This is a genomic window from Umezawaea endophytica (assembly GCF_025061645.1).
In the GTDB taxonomy this organism is placed as follows: domain Bacteria; phylum Actinomycetota; class Actinomycetes; order Mycobacteriales; family Pseudonocardiaceae; genus Umezawaea; species Umezawaea endophytica.
This window is the reverse complement of the sequence record NZ_JANYMP010000005.1, coordinates 445,628-461,140: the sequence shown is the minus strand read 5'-3', so window position 1 is coordinate 461,140 and position 15,513 is coordinate 445,628. Positions and strand designations below refer to the sequence as shown.

Here is a 15,513-nt window from a genome sequence, read left to right as displayed (position 1 = left end):
TGTCAGCTCGCGTGCGGGCCGGGAGCGGCGCTGCCGCTGTACTCGCCGAGGTCGGAGACCAGGTCGGCGACGTCGGGGTTGCCCGCGTAGCGGCGCCGGTGGACCTCGGCGATCTTCGCGCCCAGGTCGGGATCGGGGTCGTCGGTGATGTCGAACGACGCGAACCTGTCGATCAGCGGCAGGCCGAGGCGGTCCACCTCGAGGTGCGACGGGTGGTTCATCATCTCCTCGTAGCCCGCGAGGTCGTCGATGACCGACACGGCGCCGTAGTCGTACTCGCCGCCGATGTCGCGCCCGATGACGAACGACCGGATGGTCGGGATCGCGAGGGAGGCCGCGCGCATGGCCGCGAGGCCCGCCACCACCTCCTCCTCACCGACTCCGAGTTTGAGGGAGAAGCGAATGCCGTGGTAGATCAAGGATTCGTCCTTTCTTGGTGAGTGCCGCGGATCGAGGAACCGACCGCGGCGACGGCCGCGCCCGCGATCAGGGCGATGCCCGACCAGGTGAAGGCGGTGCCGACACCGGTGGCGCGGATCAGGGGTTGGACGAGCAGCGGGGAGAGGAACTGGCCCAGGAAGATCCCCGCCACGAGCCCGCTGAAGACGCGGCCGCGCCACGCGGGCGGCGCGGTCTCCGACAGCCGCAGCGTGAGGTTGGGGATGGCGAGCCCGACGCCCAGGCCACCGATGAACAGGCCCACCGAGGTGCCCGCGGGCCCGCCCGTGACACCGACCAGCGACCAGCCCGTGCCGAGCAGCGCGACGCAGACCGTCGTGACCGCTCCGGAGGACAACCTCTTGCGCAGGGCCGGGAAGGTGAACCCGCCCAGCGTGCTCGCCAGGGTGCTGCCCGCGACGACGGCGCCGACCAGCACGGGGCCGACCCCTTGGCCTGACAGCAGGAACGGGACCTGCGTCGGGGCCATGTAGAAGACCAGGGTCGCGACCAGCGCGAGCGCGTAGACGCCCAGCACACCGCCGGTGAACGCGCGTCCACCGCCCGGCGCGGTCGGCCGCGCCGTCCCGTGCCGGTCCCGCACGGCGAGCAACGCGAACGGCACGACCGCCGCCGCCACGGCGTAGAGCCAGAACGGCACCCGCCACCCCGCGGTGGCGAGCACGCCCGCCAGCGGCAGCAGCACCACCCCGCTGAGGCTGGCGAAGACCTGCTGGAGACCGAGGAACGACGCGCGATCCGGTCCGTCGAACCAGTCGGTGACGACGGCGTTGACGGCGGTCATGACCCCACCGACGGCGACACCGAGCAGCGCCCTGCTCGCCAGCAGCAGGTGCAGGTCGTCGAGGAAGTAGCCGATGGTGCCGCAGGCGCTGTAGAGGACGAGGCCCGCCACCAGAAGCGGTCGGCCGCCGATCCGGTCGGCGACCACCCCGGCCACCGGCGCGGTGACCGCGACCGCCAGGGAGGTGATCGTCATCGTGAGCCGGACCAGCAGCGACGCACCCGGCCGGTCGGCGAAGGCCTGTTCCATCGCGGGCAGGCTCGGAGCGATGAGCGCGGGCGCCATGATCGTCAACGTCGCCGCGGCGAGCACCGTGCCACGAGCGGTGCGACCGGGTCCGGCCGCCACCGCACCACGAACTCCTTGTCGCACAACGCCTCCGCCTGGGTGTGGCGCTCTTGGGGCGCCGGTGGACCCGTCGGGCGGAACGGCTCACGCCCGATCTCGGTCACCAAGAACGGTAGGCAGCGGGCGGTGCGGCGTCTTCGGGCCGCGGTGCCGTTCCGCGGTGGCACCCCGGTAGGAGAAGCGGCCCGATCTCCTACCCCGGTAGGAGATCGGCCCGTGCTTTCGTCGCGAGTCCACCGACGTCGACCCGTGCGGCGGCCCGGTCGGCCTACGATCCGAGCCATGCGCCTTCTGCTGCGTGGCCGCGACGCGTTCGTCACCAGGACGGCGCTCCTCGGCAGCGGGTTCGGGATCCTCAACCTCGTCTACGCCGAGGACTGGGGCCGGGTCCTGGCGTTGGCGATGCTGCCCGCGCTGGTCGTCAGGACCGTCTGGCGGACGATGCCGGGGTGGCTGCTGCTGGCGTGGACCGTGATCCCCACGCTCGTGGGGGACATCGCGGTGGTGACCCACACCGCGAACATGGTGCTGATCACCGCGATGGCCGTGGTCGCGGCCAGCAGCGAGCGCCGCGTCGACACCGTCGCGATGGCGCTGTGCCTGGTCTCCCCGTTCCTGGTCTGGGCGTTGGACACCAACGACTGGCACCGCGGCATCGGCGCGTGGCTGTGGTCGGCGGGGCTGCTGCTCGGCTGGGTCCTCGGCAGGCTGGTCGGCGAGCAGCAGACCCTGATCGCCGAGTTGGAGCGGACCAGGGTCGAACTCGCCGAGGCCGCGGTCGTCGCCGACCGCCAGCGCATCGCGCGCGACCTGCACGACCTGGTAGGCCACAGCTTCAGCGTCGTCCTGCTCCACCTCGCGGGCGCGCGGATGAACCTGCTGTCCGCGCCGGACGAGGCGGTCGACGCGTTGCGGCGGGCCGAGGTCGTGGGGCGGGAGGGGATGGACGAACTGCGGCAGGCGCTGGTGCTCATGCACCGCGGCGGCCACTCGCCCGCGGCGTCGGGGCTCGGCCACCTCGACGACCTGGTCACCAGCTACCGCGACGCGGGCCTGCGCGTCGACCTCACGGTGGCCGACGGGGTCGACCAGGCCGCCGCCGGGCCGCGCATCGTCCTGCACGACGTCGTGCGCGAAGCCCTCACCAACGTGGTCAAGCACGCCACCCGCCCCGAGGCGTGCATCCGCGTCGCGCTCGACGACGACGGCATCGCCGTGCACGTCACCAGCCCGTGTGGCCCGAACGCCGGCCGTGGTGGGGCCGGGATGGGCTTGACCGGCCTCGAACACCGCGTCACCGCCATCGACGGGACGTTCCGGGCCCGGCCGAGCGGTGACCGGTGGACCGTCCAGGCGCTGATCCCGCGCACGCTCGCCGGAGCGAGGTCGTGATCAGGGTCCTCCTGGTCGACGACCAGCCGATGATCCGGGCCGGGCTCGCGCTCGTCCTGCGCAGCCAACCCGACATCCAGGTCGTCGGCGAACGCGGTGACGGCGGCGACATCGCCGGCGCGGTCGCCGACTGCGCGCCGGACGTCGTCTGCATGGACGTCCGCATGCCCGGCACCGACGGGGTCGAGGCGACCCGCGTGCTGCGCGCCGCGGGAGGCCCGCCGGTCTGCGTCCTGACCACCTTCGACGACGAGGACGTGCTCTGGTCCGCCGTCGAGGCGGGCGCCGCGGGCTTCGAGCTGAAGTCCGCCACGGCCGAGAACCTCATCGAGGCGGTGCGCACCGTGGCGGCGGGCGGCACCTGGATCGACGGCAGGCTCCTCGGCCCGATCCTGACCACCTACCGCAGGCTCGTCCGCCCGGTGCCCCGAGCCCCCGGCCTGCCGGACACGGTCACCGCACGGGAGTTGGACGTCCTGCGGCTGATGGCCCGCGGCCTGTCCAACCGGGAGATCGCCGACCACCTCAGCCTCGCCGAGACCACCGTCAAGACCCACGTCGGTTCCCTGTTCGCGAAGCTCGGCGCCCGCGATCGGGCCGCCGCCATCGTGTTCGCCTACGACTCCGGACTCGTCCACCCCCGGCGCTGACCGTCCACACCGGACTCGTCGTCGGTCAGCCCTTCGGGACGGGCTTGCCCAGCATCGCGCAGATGGCCGCGTCGACCAGCTCCGCCTCGGCGGCGTTCGCCTCGGGGGAGACCATGAGCCCGAAGTGGGTGGTGCTCAGGACGGAGACGGTGCGGCGGCCGGACTCGTCGGTGTAGTTGTCGCTGCGGTAGCCGGGCAGCGCGCCGTCGTGGCCCCAGACCGTGCCGCACGGCGAGCGGTACTCGTCCACGCCCAGGCCGTAGCGGTGGTCCGAGTCCCGCGACGGCACGGTGGCGCGCATCTCGTCCAGCAGCCGCTTCGGGAAGAGCCCGCCGGACATCAGCGCGTTGTCGAACCGGGCCCAGTCGGCCGCGGTGGAGACGATCGCGGCCGCCGCCCGGCCCCACGACTGGTCGATCGCGGTCGTGTCGACGTGCTCGTCGTTCGCGGGCCCGACGAAGCCCCAGTCCTCCGGCAGCCCGAGCGGTTCGGCGATGGGCCGCAGGTGGGCGGCGTCGGGCTCGTAGCCGTGGGCGAGCGGTGCGGTGCCGCGACGCGGTGCGGCGCTGGTCGCGACGTAGGTGTCCCGCATCCCGAGCGGGCCCGCGACGCGCCGCTGGACCAGGTCGGCGAAGGTGTGCCCGGTCGCCTTCTCCAGCACCATGCCGAGCGCGACGTAGCCGGGGTTGCTGTAGAACCACGTCTCGCCCGGAGCGCCCACCGGGGGCTGGGTCGTGCCCAGCGCCAGCACCTCCTCGGCGCTCGGCCTGCTCGTGTCGCGGCCGGTCATGAGGTTCAGCGACTTCTCGGTGTAGGCGGACTCGGCCAGCCCGCTGGTGTGGTTCAGCAGCATCCGCAGGGTGATGCCCGCGCCGTTGGGCACCAGACCCGGCAGCCACCGCTCGACGGTGTCGTCCAGGCGCAGCCGGTGCTCGCCGACCAGTTGCAGCACCAGCGCGGCGGTGACCGTCTTCGTGTTCGAGGCCATCCGGAACGTGTCAGTCGCGCGGAGCACGTGGTCGGACGTGGTCCAAGAGCCCTGCCGGACGACGCTGACCACCGGCCCGCGACCGCTGTCCACCCGGACCACGACGCCGGGGACGCCCGCGGCGACCGCTCGCTCGGCGATCGTCTCCAACCGCCTGGCCTGGGACCGTTCGGCGGCGGACGACGTGTCCGCGACGGCGGCCAACGGGCAGGCCGCGGCAACGGTCAGCACCAGTGCGGTGACCGCCGCCGGGCGTCGGCGCGAGCGGCGGGTGGTCTTCGCGGTCATGGCGTTCCTCCTGGTCGGGGTGCCGGTGGCGGGTGCCTCGGCGGCGAGGGGAACGCTAGGAGCGGAGCGGGTGCGGGGGCGTCACCCGGTGGTGAGCCGGTTTTTGGCTCTCGTGGGGGATGGCGCGCTACCGCGAGCCCGCGTGCTCACCCGAGCGGCAGCCTCGCGCGCACGACGAAGCCGCCGTCCTCGGTGTGCGCCGTCGTGAGGTCGCCACCGGCCAGGCGCACCCGTTCGCGCAGCCCGGTCAGGCCGCGGCCCGGAGTCGACGCGGTTGCCGCGTCGGCGGCGCCCTCCGTCGTCACCTCGATCGCGAGTTCCTCGGCGGCGGAGCCGACCCGGACCGCGGTCCTCCGGCCCGGTGCGTGCTTCAGCGCGTTGGTGAGCGCCTCCTGCACGACCCGGTAGGCCGCCAGCGCGACCGCGCCGTCCACCCGCGGCGGCGTCTCGTCCTCGACCAGGTCGACGGGCTGCCCGGCGAGCCGGGTGCGCTCCACGAGTTCGCCGAACGTGACCGCGGTCGGCGTTCGCGGGGCCGGGTCGGCGTCGTGGCGGGGACTGAGCACGCCGAGCAGGTCACGCAGGTCGCCCAGCGCCCGCCTGCCCGCCCCGCCGATCGCCAGCAGCCCGGTGTCGACCTTCGCCCGGTCGTCGGCCGGGACGTAGCGCATCGCGTCGGCCTGCATCACGATCGCCGTCACGTGGTGGGTGACCACGTCGTGCAGGTCGCGGGCGATGCGCTCGCGCTCCTCGCGCATGGCCGCCTCCAGGTCGAGGTCCTGGCGCCGCCGCTGCTCGTCGAGCCTCGTGCGCGCCCACGCGCCGAGCAGCCAGCACCCGACGGGCAGCGCCGCGTACTCGACGTACTCCACCGGCCTGGTGGGGGCGCCGAGCCCGACCAGGCACGCCGAGAGCGCCGCGTACCCCGCGAGCCACACCGCCGCCGTGGTCCGCCGGTGGCGGACCTGGTGGACGCCCGCGCCGAAGAGGGCGACGTACAGGGCGATCGTGGCGAACGTGGGCCGGAAGCCCAGGCACTGGTAGGCGAAGAAGGCGGAGGAGACGAGCAGCAGGCTCGAGGCGGGCGCGCGGTGGCGGATCAGCAGCGGCAGGCCGTGGGCGAGGACGAGGGCGGCGGCGAGCGGGCCGAACGGGCGCTGGGGGTCGGCCCAGCCCAGCCACGTGCCCTTGTCGGAGACACCGGGGGTGAAGGAGAACGCGACCACCACGGCGGTGATCAGCAGGTCGCGCCTGCCCGCGGGGAGCGACCGCACCCGGTCGAGCAGGCGGCGCACTCCGGTCACGACCGCCCCGCGCATGATCGGGAGTATAGGGAGGCCACTCGCCGTGCCGGGGCGGGCTCCCGGAGGCGCGGCACGCCCCGGTCCACGCTCGCCCGATTCCGGCGGAGGGCGCTCGCGCTCGCCACGCCGCGACGTGGCCAGGATGAACGGCAACCAACCTGCGTATTGCCACAACCTGCGTCGACACCTAGTGTATGCGTATGCATTTGAGCGACGCGGACAAGGTGAGGATCGGTGGCGGCCTCGTGGTCGTCAAGGAACCCGCGGGATCCGGCGGCCCCGTCCGGCGTGACCCGGAGGTCGTCGCGAAGGTTTCCGAGATGCTGGGCCGGATCGAGCGCGAGGGGCTGGACGCGGTCCTGCGCTACGCCGTCGAGCTGGACGGGTACGAGGGGCGTTCGCTGGAGGTGCCCGCCGCCGAGGTGGCCCGCGCGGCCGACCAGCTCCCCGCGTCGCTGCGCGAGGCGCTGGACGCGGGCGCCGACCGGACGCGGCGGTTCGCCGCGATGCAGCGCGCCCGGCTGGTCGACTTCGAGGAGGAGGTGGTGCCCGGCGTGGTGTGCGGGCAGCGCTTCATCCCGGTCGACAACGTGGGCGCCTACCTGCCCGCGGGTCGGTTCCCGCTGCTCGCGAGCGCGTTCATGACGGTGGGCGTGGCCCGTGTCGCCGGTGTCCGCAACGTCGTGTCCGCGACGCCGCCGTCGCTGAACGGCAGGCCGCACCCCGCGGTGCTGTACGCGGCGAGCATCACCGGCGCGGACTCCGTGCACGCGGTCGGCGGCGTGCAGGCGTTGGCCGCCATGGCCTTCGGCCTGCTCGACGGCGAGCCAGCCGACGTGATCGTCGGCGCGGGCAACGCCTACGTCGCCGAGGCGAAGCGGCAGCTCTACGGCCGGGTCGGCATCGACGTGCTCGCCGGGCCGTCCGAGGTCGCGGTGATCGCCGACGACACGGCCGACGCCGCGCTCGTCGCCTCGGACCTGCTCGCGCAGGCCGAGCACGGCCCCACCTCGCCCGCGAGCCTCGCCACCACGTCCGAGCGGCTCGCGCGGGAGGTGCCGCGGCAGATCGAGAAGCAGTTGGCGGGTCTCGCCACCAGGGACATCGCGGGCGCAGCCTGGCGCGACCACGGCTCGATCTACCTCGTCGAGGACCGCGAGACCGCCGCGCAGGTCATGAACATCCTGGCCCCCGAGCACCTGGAGGTGCTGGCGGAGGACCTGGACTGGTGGCTGGAGGCGCTGCGCAACTACGGCTCGCTGTTCCTGGGGACGTGGTCGACGGTCGTCTACGCCGACAAGGGGATGTCGGGGACGAACCACGTGCTGCCCACCGCTCGTGGCGCGCGGCACACCGGGGGGTTGTCGGTCGCGGGTTTCCTCAAGCAGGTGACCTACCAGCGCGCGACGCGGGAGTCGACCCGCGCCCAGGCGGAGCCCACCGTCGCCGTGTCCGACTTCGAAGCGCTCGTCGGGCACCGCGACAGCGCGCAGCTCCGCCTGGACATGATCGAAGCCCCGAAGTAGTGCATACGTATGAATAGTCAACGATCCCCCTTGGACGGTAGGAGCCCAGCGATGCCCCAACCCCGCACCACCGTGGTGAGAGCGCTCGCCACCACGATCTCCGCCGCCCTGCTGCTCACGGCCTGCGGCGCGGGCTCCCGGACGTCGTCCTCGACCGCGGCCCAGGTCGACTGCGACTTCCCCGCGCCGTCGAAGGCCACCTCGGTCAACGTGCTGGCCTACAACTCCTCCGCCATCGACCCGTTCACCAACACGATGGTGAAGAGCTGTTCGAAGAACCAGGTCACCGTCAAGCACGAGCCGATCGACTTCGCGGGCCAGGTGCAGAAGACCACCGCGACGCTGGCGGGCGACACCGGCACCTACGACGTCGTCGAGACCTACGGCTTCATCATCCCGAAGTACGCCGGGGAGCAGAAGCTGAGGCCGCTCGACGAGTACGTGGCCGAGTTCGACCAGGAGTACGGGCTCAGCGACATCAACAAGGCCATGCGCCAGGCCATGTCCTACGACGGCAAGCTCTACGGCTTGCCGATGCAGGCCCAGATGTACGTGATGGCCTACCGCAAGGACGTCTTCGAGTCGCTCGGCCTCAAGCCGCCGACGACGTTCGCCGAGCTGCGGGACGTGGCGGGCAAGATCCAGCAGGCCGGGCAGATCAAGTACCCGGTCGCGCTGCCGCTGCTCGCCAGCTCCGACATCGCCACCGCGTACGACTCCGCGCTCGGCTCGCTCGGCGTCGACTACGTGGACGCGACCACGATGACGCCGAACTTCGACAAGCCGGAGGCCGCCAAGGCGTTCGACGAGCTGCGGTCGCTGGCCCCGTTCATGGACCCGCAGGTCACCACGTTCGACCAGCCCAGGGTGCAGCAGCAGATGTACAACGGGTCGGCGGCGGTCGCGATCATGTTCTCTGGCCGGATGAACGACCTCACGCAGGCGTCCAACAGCAAGTTCTCCCAGCAGTTCGGGTTCGCGCCCCCGCCGTCGGTCGCGGGCGGCGACGTCCTCTACAACACACTTTCGGTGGATGGTTGGTCGATCCCGACCAACGCGGCGGCCGATCCGAAGATGCTGTTCGAGATGATCGCCTCCTCGGTGAGCGCCGACGCGTCGAAGGCCTCCGTGCCCGCCGCGTACCCGGCGCGCGACGGCATCGTCACGCCCGGCAGCAGCCCGTACGCCGAGGCGGCGCAGGTGTCGATCGGCAAGGCCCCGCCCGCCGAGCCGCACCCGTGGACCTCCCGCATCAGCAACGACACCCGGACCGTGGTCGCGGACGTCGTGCTCGGCAACACCCCGGTGGCGGAGGGCACCGCGCAGATGCAGCAGATCGCGGCGAAGATCCTGGCCGAGTACAAGAAGTAGCGAATCCGGCAGCGAGGTGTCCGTCATGCGCAGACGAGAGTTCCTGGGGCTGATCGCCCCGAGCGTGCTGGTGATGGGAGGCCTGCTGGTCCTCCCGCTCTACCGGACGGTGGAGTGGAGCCTCCAGCGCGTGAACTACGGCGAGGCGGGCACCTTCGTCGGGCTCGACAACTACTCCGCGGCGCTGTCCGACCCGCGCCTGGGTCGGGCGGTGCTGTTCACCGTCGGGCTGACGGCCGTCGTGGTCGCCACGCTGATCGTCGGCGGCTACCTGCTGGCGGTGATGGTCAACGGGCTGGGCCGGAGCAAGCCGTTCGTGCTCGGCTTCCTGCTGATCTCCTACGTGGTGCCCAACATCGTCGGGGCGACGATGTTCTCCTGGCTGTTCGACGCGAACTTCGGCGGGGTGGTCAACCACCTCGTGTCGACGCTCACCGGCCACGAGGTGCTGTGGTTCATCGACCCGTGGCCCAACCGGCTGGTGATCGCGCTCGACACGATCTGGTTCATGCTCCCGTTCTCGATGCTGGTGATCATCGCCGGGCTCCAGGGCGTGCCCGCGGAGGTCATCGAGGCGTCGCGGATCGACGGGGCGTCCACGTTCCGCACGCACTGGAGCGTGATCATCCCGTCCATCCGGGGCGTGCTCGGGTTCGTCGCGATCATCTCGATCATGGACGTGCTGCGGACGTTCGACCAGCTCGTCCCGCTCTCGCCGCAGGCGACGCAGATCGGCAACGAGTCGATCATGCTCTACATCTACAACGTCGCCTTCCAGGACGGCGGCCAGCAGCTCGGGCTCGGCAGCGCCATCAACGTGCTGCTGATCCTGCTCATCGTGATCTTGCTCTACCCCTTCATCCGAGGCATCGCCAAGGAGGCCAGGCAAGCATGACCACGTTGCAGGAGCACGGGTCCGCGCTCGAACCGTCCCGATCGGACGGTGAGCCGCCGTCGGCGAAGCGCCGTCCCCGCAAGTCCGCCCACACCTACCTCGTCGGCGGTGTGCTGGTCCTCGTCTGCTGGGCGATGGTCAGCCCGGTGCTGTGGACCGCGATGGCGGTCACCAAACCGACCGACGTGGCGTTCCTCAACCCGCCGGTCTTCACCTACGAGCCCACGATGACGGCGTTCGTCGACCTCTGGCAGACCACGCTGTTCGCCGACTACCTGGTCAACACCCTGGTGGTCGCCGTGCTGAGCACGATCGCGGCGCTGGTGATCGGGTTGCCCGCGGCGTACGCGCTGTCCCGCTTCCCGAGCTGGGTCAGCGCGGTGCTGCTGGTGCTGGCGCTGGTCTTCCGGGCGCTGCCGCGCTTCGCGGTCGTGCTGCCGATGTACGACCTCTCCCGCGCGCTCGGCGTCTACGACACGACGTTCGCCGTGGCCGCAGCGCTGGTGGCGATCAACCAGCCGTTCAGCATCTGGCTGCTGCGCAACTTCTTCGCCGAGATCCCCAAGGAGCTCGACGAGGCGGCCATGCTGGACGGGTGCAGCCGCCTCGCCACGCTGCGCCGGGTGATGATCCCGCTGATGGGCCCCGGCATCCTCACCGCGGGGATCTTCGTGTTCCTGTTCGCGTTCCAGGAGTACCTGACCGCGAACATCCTCACCGACGTGTCCGCCCGCACCGTGCCGGTCTTCATCGCCACGCAGCTCGGCCAGACGCTGCCGATGTTGCAGCAGGCGGGCGCCGCGGCGATGCTGCTGACGCTGCCGGTCGTCGCGTTCGCGTTCATCGCGCAGCGGTACCTGGTCGCGGGCCTCAACAGCGGTTCGGTCAAGGGTTGAGCCGGACCGAGCCGCTGGTGCTGCTGCCGGGCATGAACTGCTCGGCGCGGCTGTGGCCGGACGTGCCCGCCGTCCACGGGCGCCTGGACCGCCCGACGGTCGACGGCTGCGTGGACGCGCTGCTGGCGGAGTTGCCCGACCGGTTCGCGCTGGCCGGGCTGAGCCTCGGCGGGATCGTCGCGATGGCGCTCGTGCGGCGGGCGCCGTCGCGGGTGACGCGGCTGTGCCTGATGTCGACGAACGCGCGGGGGCCGTCACCGGGGCAGCGGGTGGCGTGGGCGGCCCAGCGTGCCGCCCTCTCCGCCGGGGCCACCGCCCGTGACCTGCAACGCGACCTGCTCCCCGTGCTGCTGCACGCCCGCTCGCCCGCTCGGGACGAGCGGGCGTTGGCGATGGCGGACGACGTGGGGGAGGAGGTGCTGGACCGGCAGTTGGCGATGCAGGCCACCCGTGTCGACGAGCGGCCGGGGCTGGCGGCGGTGCGGGTGCCGACGCTCGTGGTGGCGGCCGAGCACGACCGGCTCTGCCCCGTCGAGCGGCACGAGGAGATCCACGCGCTGGTGCCGGGTTCGCGGTTGGTCGTGCTGGAGGGCAGCGGGCACCTGGCGCCGATCGAGGACCCCGCCGGGGTGGGCGGGGTCCTCGCCGAGTGGCTCACCGACGGCTGAGCGCCCGGAAAGCCTCCATCAGGACCTGCGCGACGTTGTGGACGACCACCTGCGCGCCGTCCGCGAACGCCTCTGCCGCACTCGCGGCGCCCGCCGCGAGGTCGAAGCGGACCACCGACGCGGTTCCGGGGTCGGCCCGCACCGCGGCCAGCAGTTCCGCCACGGACGGGTCGTCGGGGCCGCGCGAGGCGGCGAGGTCGGCGGTGCCGACCAGGTAGCCGTCGATCCCCGCGACGGAGACGATCCCCGCCGCGTCCGCGACCGCCGCCGGGGACTCCAGCATCGCGATCACCAGCGTGGACTCCGCCGCGGCGCGGTGCTCGGCGGCCGTCACCGTGCCGAACCGGCCCGCGCGCGGATAGGTGGCGAACCCGCGCGTGCCGAGCGGCGGGAAGTGCAGGGCCCGGACCAGCGCCTCGGCCTCGGCCGCCGACTCGATGTGCGGGGCGATGATCCCCTGCGCGCCCTGGTCGAGAGCGCGCGCCGCGAGGTGGTGTTCACCCTCGCCGATGCGCACCAGCACCGGCACGCCGTGCACCTGCGCCAGCGCGATGTGGTGCCGCAGCGACCCGACGTCGGCGGGGCCGTGCTCGCAGTCCACGAGCACGAAGTCCAGGCCCGCGACCGCGAGCATCTCGACGACGTCCTCCGACGGCATGCGCACCAGCGCGCCCGCGAGCTTCTCGCCCGCGCGCAGCCTGGCCTTGAGGGAGCCGGTCATCAGGCGACCATCCCGGCCGACAAGTCGACGTCGGAGCCGCAGAGGCCCGGCATCGCGAGCATCGCGACGACCGCGGCGCCCACCTCGTCCTCGGTGATCATCCGGCCTAGTGCGGCCCGCTGGACGAACTCGGCCTGAGCCTGCGCGACGGACGTGCCGGTGCGCTCGGCCTCCAGCCGGAAGTTGCGGTCCATCCGCTCGCCGTGCACGGGGCCCGGCGAGAGGGAGTTCACCCGGACCCCGAGCGGGCCCACCTCGAACGCGAGGGTGGACGTCAGGCCGAGTACGGCCATCTTCGACGCGCAGTACGGCGTGCGGCCCGCGAGCGGGCGCTTGCCCGACACGGAGGCCACGTTGATGACGTCCCCGTCGCCCCGCGCGATCATGCCCGGCAGGAACGCCCGGCACACGAGGTACGTGCCGCGCACGTTCACGGCGAACACCGCGTCCCACTCGTCGGGCTCGACGTCGACCAGCGGGGCGACGGGCCCGGCCACCCCGGCGTTGTTGACCAGCACCGAGACCTCCTCGTCGCGCAGCCGCCCCGCGAGCGCGGCCACGGACTCCGGGTCGGCCACGTCGCACACCTCGGGGCGGACGGCGGGGCCGAGCCGCTCGGCGGTGGCGCGCAACGGGTCGGCGCGGCGGCCCGCGACGACGACCCGCGCTCCCGCCGCCACCAGGCTGGCCGCGATGGCCGCGCCCAGCCCGGTGCCGCCGCCGGTCACCAGCGCGGTGCGGCCGATCACGGCAGCACCGCGTCGATCCAGTCGAACCTGTCGCCGCCGTGCTTCCACGCGCGCAGGTCGCCGGACCGGGCGTGGCCCTCGAACAGCTCGACGCGGGCGGCGCGCCCGCAGACCCGGCCGAGCGCGGCGCTGCTCGCGGGGTCGCGCACCTCCTGGTACGTCACGGTCTTGAGGTACTTGCCGACCCAGAGCCCACCGGTGTAGCGGGCGGCGCCCATGGTGGGCAGCACGTGGTTGGTGCCGATCACCTTGTCCCCGTAGGACACGCACGTGCCCTCACCGAGGAACAGCGCGCCGTAGTTGCGCATCCGGTCGAGGGCCTGGCGGGGCTCGGCGGTGAACACCTGGACGTGCTCCGAGGCGAGCGAGTCGCCGACGCGCCACATCTCGTCCTCGTCGTCGCACACGATGATCCGGCCGTGGTCGCGCCACGCGGGCCCGGCCAGGTCGTTGGTCACCAGGCCCGGCAGCAGCCGTTCCACCAGGTCCAGCACCTCGGCGCCGAGTTCGGCCGACGTGGTCACGAGGACGGCGGGGGAGTCGGGGCCGTGCTCGGCCTGCGACAGCAGGTCCACGGCCACGGTCAGCGCGTCCGCCGTGCCGTCGGCGATCACCAGGATCTCCGTCGGCCCGGCGAACAGGTCGATGCCGACCTCGCCGAAGAGCTGCCGCTTGGCCTCCGCCACGTAGGCGTTGCCGGGGCCCGCGATGAGGTCGACCGCCTCGATCGACTCGGTGCCCACGGCCATCGCCGCGACGGCCTGCACGCCGCCGAGCAGGTGGATCTCGTCGGCGCCCGCCATGCTCATCGCCGCGACCGTCGCGGCGGGGATCTCGCCGCGGATCGGCGGCGTGCACGCGATCACCCTCGGCACGCCCGCGGCCTTGGCCGTCACGATCGTCATGTGCGCGGACGCCGTGAGCGGGTACCGGCCGCCGGGGACGTAGGCGCCCGCCGAGCCGACCGGGATGTGCCGGTGTCCCAGGTGGACGCCGGGCAGGGTCTCCACCTCGACGTCGAGCATCGCGCCGCGCTGGACCGTCGCGAAGTTCCGCACCTGCTCCTGCACGAACGCGATGTCCTCGATCACCTGCTCGGGCAGCGAAGCCACCAGCCCCGCCACCTCGTCGGCGCCGAGGCGGAAGGAGTCGGGCCGCCAGTCGTCGAACTGGGCGGAGTAGTCGCGGACCGCCGCGTCGCCCCGGTTCCGGACGTCGGCGATGATCGCCGCGACGCGCTCGGCGACACCGGCGCCGGACCGGTCGCCCGCATTCGTCGGGGTGGCCTTCTTCAGCTCGTGCGCCATGCGTCTCCAATTCGGTTAGCATACGTATGCCCGGCATTGAACCTGCGCGGACGGGGTGCCGTCAAGGCGATGTCGGGTCCACGGGTGGCGGCTATGCTGCGCCGATCCAGAGGAGGCAGGGGAATGATCACCAGTCGGGACGTGGCGAGGCTCGCCGGTGTTTCCCAGCCGACCGTCTCGCGCGCGCTGCGCGACGACCCCAAGGTCTCCGAGGCCACGAAGAAGCGCGTCCGCGACGCCGCCGTGGCGCTCGGGTACTCGACCAGCCCGATCGGCCGCGCGCTCGCCGTCGGGCGGTCGACCAGGGTCGGCCTCGTCGTGACGGACCTGGAGAACCAGTTCTACGGGCACGTGATCGCCCCGATGCACCGCGAGCTGGAGCGGCTGGGGTACGAGCTGGTGCTCATCACCGAGTCGTCCGAGAGTGGCCCGGTGACCGAGCACGTCATGGGTCACGGGCTGTGCGGCGTGGTGCTCGCGACCACGACGGTCGACTCGCTGCTCCCGGCCAGGCTGCGCGACCGCGGCGTGCCGTTCGTCTACTTCAACCGGACCGCGCAGAGCGTGCAGGCCGACTCGGTCACGGTCGACCCGGAGGCGGGCATCCGGGAGCTGCTGCGCGAGGTGATCGGCAGCGGGCACCGGCGGATCGGCGCGATCTTCGGGCCCCGCAACACGAGCACCGGCGAGCAGCGCGAGAACACCGTGCGCTCGGTGCTCGACGAGCACGGGCTGGCGCTGGCCCACCGCGATGTCCTGCACGGCCCGTTCGACTTCGCCACCGGCTTCGGGGGGGCTCGGACGCTGCTGGACCGCGAGGACCCGCCGACGCTGGTCCTGTGCGGCAACGACGTCGTGGCGCTCGGCGCGCTGAACTCGGCCGCCGAGATGGGCGTCGCCGTGCCCGCCGAGGTGTCGATCGTCGGGTTCGACGACCTGCCGACCTCGGGCTGGGCGCTGATCCGGCTGAGCACCGTGGCCTACGACCTCGACGAGATGTCCCGCGAGGCGGCCCGGCTGATCGTCGCGCGCGTCGAGGAGCCGGACGCCCGGCCCCGGCACACCATCTACCCGTCGCGCTACGTCGCGCGGGCGACGACGTCGTCACCCCGCGCCTGATCCCCGCTCGCTCACCGCGCGTCCACTTGTGGCATCGAATGCATACGT

The 15,513-nt window shown here is 72.6% G+C and carries 14 protein-coding genes and 1 pseudogene; 8 read left to right on the top strand and 7 right to left on the bottom strand.

Annotation, left to right across the window (positions count from 1 at the left end; genetic code table 11):
• Positions 1 to 2: 2 nt before the first annotated feature.
• Positions 3 to 419 (bottom strand): Dabb family protein, encoded by a 417-nt coding sequence (locus NZH93_RS14185; RefSeq protein WP_259623508.1) that lies wholly within the window; start codon positions 417 to 419, stop codon positions 3 to 5.
• A complete protein-coding gene (locus NZH93_RS14180; protein WP_259623507.1) occupies positions 416 to 1,591 on the bottom strand; it encodes an MFS transporter in 1,176 nt (391 codons plus the stop codon). Before NZH93_RS14180 ends, NZH93_RS14185 begins: the two co-directional genes overlap by 4 nt.
• A 282-nt stretch (positions 1,592 to 1,873) precedes the next feature.
• Here NZH93_RS14180 and NZH93_RS14175 point away from each other — a divergent pair, with 282 nt between their 5' ends.
• Both NZH93_RS14175 and NZH93_RS14170 read left to right on the top strand, forming a co-directional pair.
• Positions 1,874 to 2,983, top strand: a complete 1,110-nt coding sequence (locus tag NZH93_RS14175) for a sensor histidine kinase (protein WP_259623506.1) — start codon at positions 1,874 to 1,876, stop codon at positions 2,981 to 2,983.
• Positions 2,980 to 3,633 (top strand): response regulator transcription factor, encoded by a 654-nt coding sequence (locus NZH93_RS14170; RefSeq protein ID WP_259623505.1) that lies wholly within the window; start codon positions 2,980 to 2,982, stop codon positions 3,631 to 3,633. The genes NZH93_RS14175 and NZH93_RS14170 overlap by 4 nt, the downstream gene beginning before the upstream one ends.
• Before the next feature lie 25 nt (positions 3,634 to 3,658).
• On the opposite strand, the gene NZH93_RS14165 is transcribed toward NZH93_RS14170, so the two are convergent.
• Together NZH93_RS14165 and NZH93_RS14160 are read right to left on the bottom strand one after the other, a co-directional pair.
• On the bottom strand, positions 3,659 to 4,909 hold the full coding sequence (locus NZH93_RS14165; protein WP_259623504.1) for a serine hydrolase domain-containing protein: 1,251 nt from the start codon (positions 4,907 to 4,909) through the stop codon (positions 3,659 to 3,661).
• 146 nt (positions 4,910 to 5,055) lie between these two features.
• On the bottom strand, positions 5,056 to 6,228 hold the full coding sequence (locus tag NZH93_RS14160) for a sensor histidine kinase (RefSeq protein ID WP_259623503.1): 1,173 nt from the start codon (positions 6,226 to 6,228) through the stop codon (positions 5,056 to 5,058).
• A gap of 185 nt (positions 6,229 to 6,413) precedes the next feature.
• Between NZH93_RS14160 and hisD (NZH93_RS14155) the strand changes: the two genes are divergently transcribed.
• The 5 genes and pseudogenes from hisD (NZH93_RS14155) to NZH93_RS14135 all read left to right on the top strand — a co-directional run.
• Positions 6,414 to 7,739, top strand: coding sequence for a histidinol dehydrogenase (gene hisD, locus NZH93_RS14155; RefSeq protein WP_259623502.1), 1,326 nt, complete (start codon positions 6,414 to 6,416; stop codon positions 7,737 to 7,739).
• A gap of 51 nt (positions 7,740 to 7,790) precedes the next feature.
• Positions 7,791 to 9,110, top strand: coding sequence for an ABC transporter substrate-binding protein (locus NZH93_RS14150; protein ID WP_259623501.1), 1,320 nt, complete (start codon positions 7,791 to 7,793; stop codon positions 9,108 to 9,110).
• A 25-nt stretch (positions 9,111 to 9,135) separates the two neighbouring features.
• Positions 9,136 to 10,005 carry a carbohydrate ABC transporter permease gene (locus tag NZH93_RS14145; protein ID WP_259623500.1) on the top strand — a complete coding sequence of 290 codons (870 nt, stop codon included), beginning with the start codon at positions 9,136 to 9,138 and terminating at the stop codon, positions 10,003 to 10,005.
• Positions 10,002 to 10,901, top strand: coding sequence for a carbohydrate ABC transporter permease (locus NZH93_RS14140; RefSeq protein ID WP_308214197.1), 900 nt, complete (start codon positions 10,002 to 10,004; stop codon positions 10,899 to 10,901). Before NZH93_RS14145 ends, NZH93_RS14140 begins: the two co-directional genes overlap by 4 nt.
• Positions 10,880 to 11,569, top strand: a pseudogene (locus NZH93_RS14135) (alpha/beta fold hydrolase); the annotation flags it as partial. The gene NZH93_RS14140 and the pseudogene NZH93_RS14135, both read left to right, overlap by 22 nt.
• On the opposite strand, the gene NZH93_RS14130 reads toward NZH93_RS14135, so the two are convergent.
• From NZH93_RS14130 to hisD (NZH93_RS14120), 3 genes are read right to left on the bottom strand one after another with little or no spacing between them, the layout of a single operon-like run.
• The gene (locus NZH93_RS14130; protein ID WP_259623499.1) at positions 11,556 to 12,290 is read right to left on the bottom strand and encodes an HpcH/HpaI aldolase family protein; all 735 of its coding nucleotides are present in this window, start codon (positions 12,288 to 12,290) and stop codon (positions 11,556 to 11,558) included. The pseudogene NZH93_RS14135 and the gene NZH93_RS14130 sit on opposite strands and share 14 nt — an antisense overlap.
• Complete coding sequence (locus NZH93_RS14125) at positions 12,290 to 13,039, bottom strand: SDR family NAD(P)-dependent oxidoreductase (protein ID WP_259623498.1); 750 nt, start codon at positions 13,037 to 13,039, stop codon at positions 12,290 to 12,292. Before NZH93_RS14125 ends, NZH93_RS14130 begins: the two co-directional genes overlap by 1 nt.
• Entirely contained in the window at positions 13,036 to 14,346 is a 1,311-nt protein-coding gene (gene hisD / locus NZH93_RS14120; RefSeq protein ID WP_259623497.1) for a histidinol dehydrogenase, read from the bottom strand. Before hisD (NZH93_RS14120) ends, NZH93_RS14125 begins: the two co-directional genes overlap by 4 nt.
• Positions 14,347 to 14,469: 123 nt before the next feature.
• Between hisD (NZH93_RS14120) and NZH93_RS14115 the strand changes: the two genes are divergently transcribed.
• A complete protein-coding gene (locus NZH93_RS14115) occupies positions 14,470 to 15,465 on the top strand; it encodes a LacI family DNA-binding transcriptional regulator (RefSeq protein ID WP_259623496.1) in 996 nt (331 codons plus the stop codon).
• The last annotated feature ends 48 nt before the right edge of the window (positions 15,466 to 15,513 follow it).

Coding starts and splice junctions, on each gene's coding strand:
- NZH93_RS14175 (WP_259623506.1), top strand. CDS start 1,874: ATGCGCCTTCTGCTGCGTGGCCGCGACGCGTTCGTCACCAGGACGGCG.
- NZH93_RS14165 (WP_259623504.1), bottom strand. CDS start 4,909: ATGACCGCGAAGACCACCCGCCGCTCGCGCCGACGCCCGGCGGCGGTC.
- NZH93_RS14160 (WP_259623503.1), bottom strand. CDS start 6,228: ATGCGCGGGGCGGTCGTGACCGGAGTGCGCCGCCTGCTCGACCGGGTG.
- hisD (WP_259623502.1), top strand. CDS start 6,414: ATGCATTTGAGCGACGCGGACAAGGTGAGGATCGGTGGCGGCCTCGTG.
- NZH93_RS14150 (WP_259623501.1), top strand. CDS start 7,791: ATGCCCCAACCCCGCACCACCGTGGTGAGAGCGCTCGCCACCACGATC.
- NZH93_RS14145 (WP_259623500.1), top strand. CDS start 9,136: ATGCGCAGACGAGAGTTCCTGGGGCTGATCGCCCCGAGCGTGCTGGTG.
- NZH93_RS14140 (WP_308214197.1), top strand. CDS start 10,002: ATGACCACGTTGCAGGAGCACGGGTCCGCGCTCGAACCGTCCCGATCG.
- NZH93_RS14130 (WP_259623499.1), bottom strand. CDS start 12,290: ATGACCGGCTCCCTCAAGGCCAGGCTGCGCGCGGGCGAGAAGCTCGCG.
- hisD (WP_259623497.1), bottom strand. CDS start 14,346: ATGGCGCACGAGCTGAAGAAGGCCACCCCGACGAATGCGGGCGACCGG.
- NZH93_RS14115 (WP_259623496.1), top strand. CDS start 14,470: ATGATCACCAGTCGGGACGTGGCGAGGCTCGCCGGTGTTTCCCAGCCG.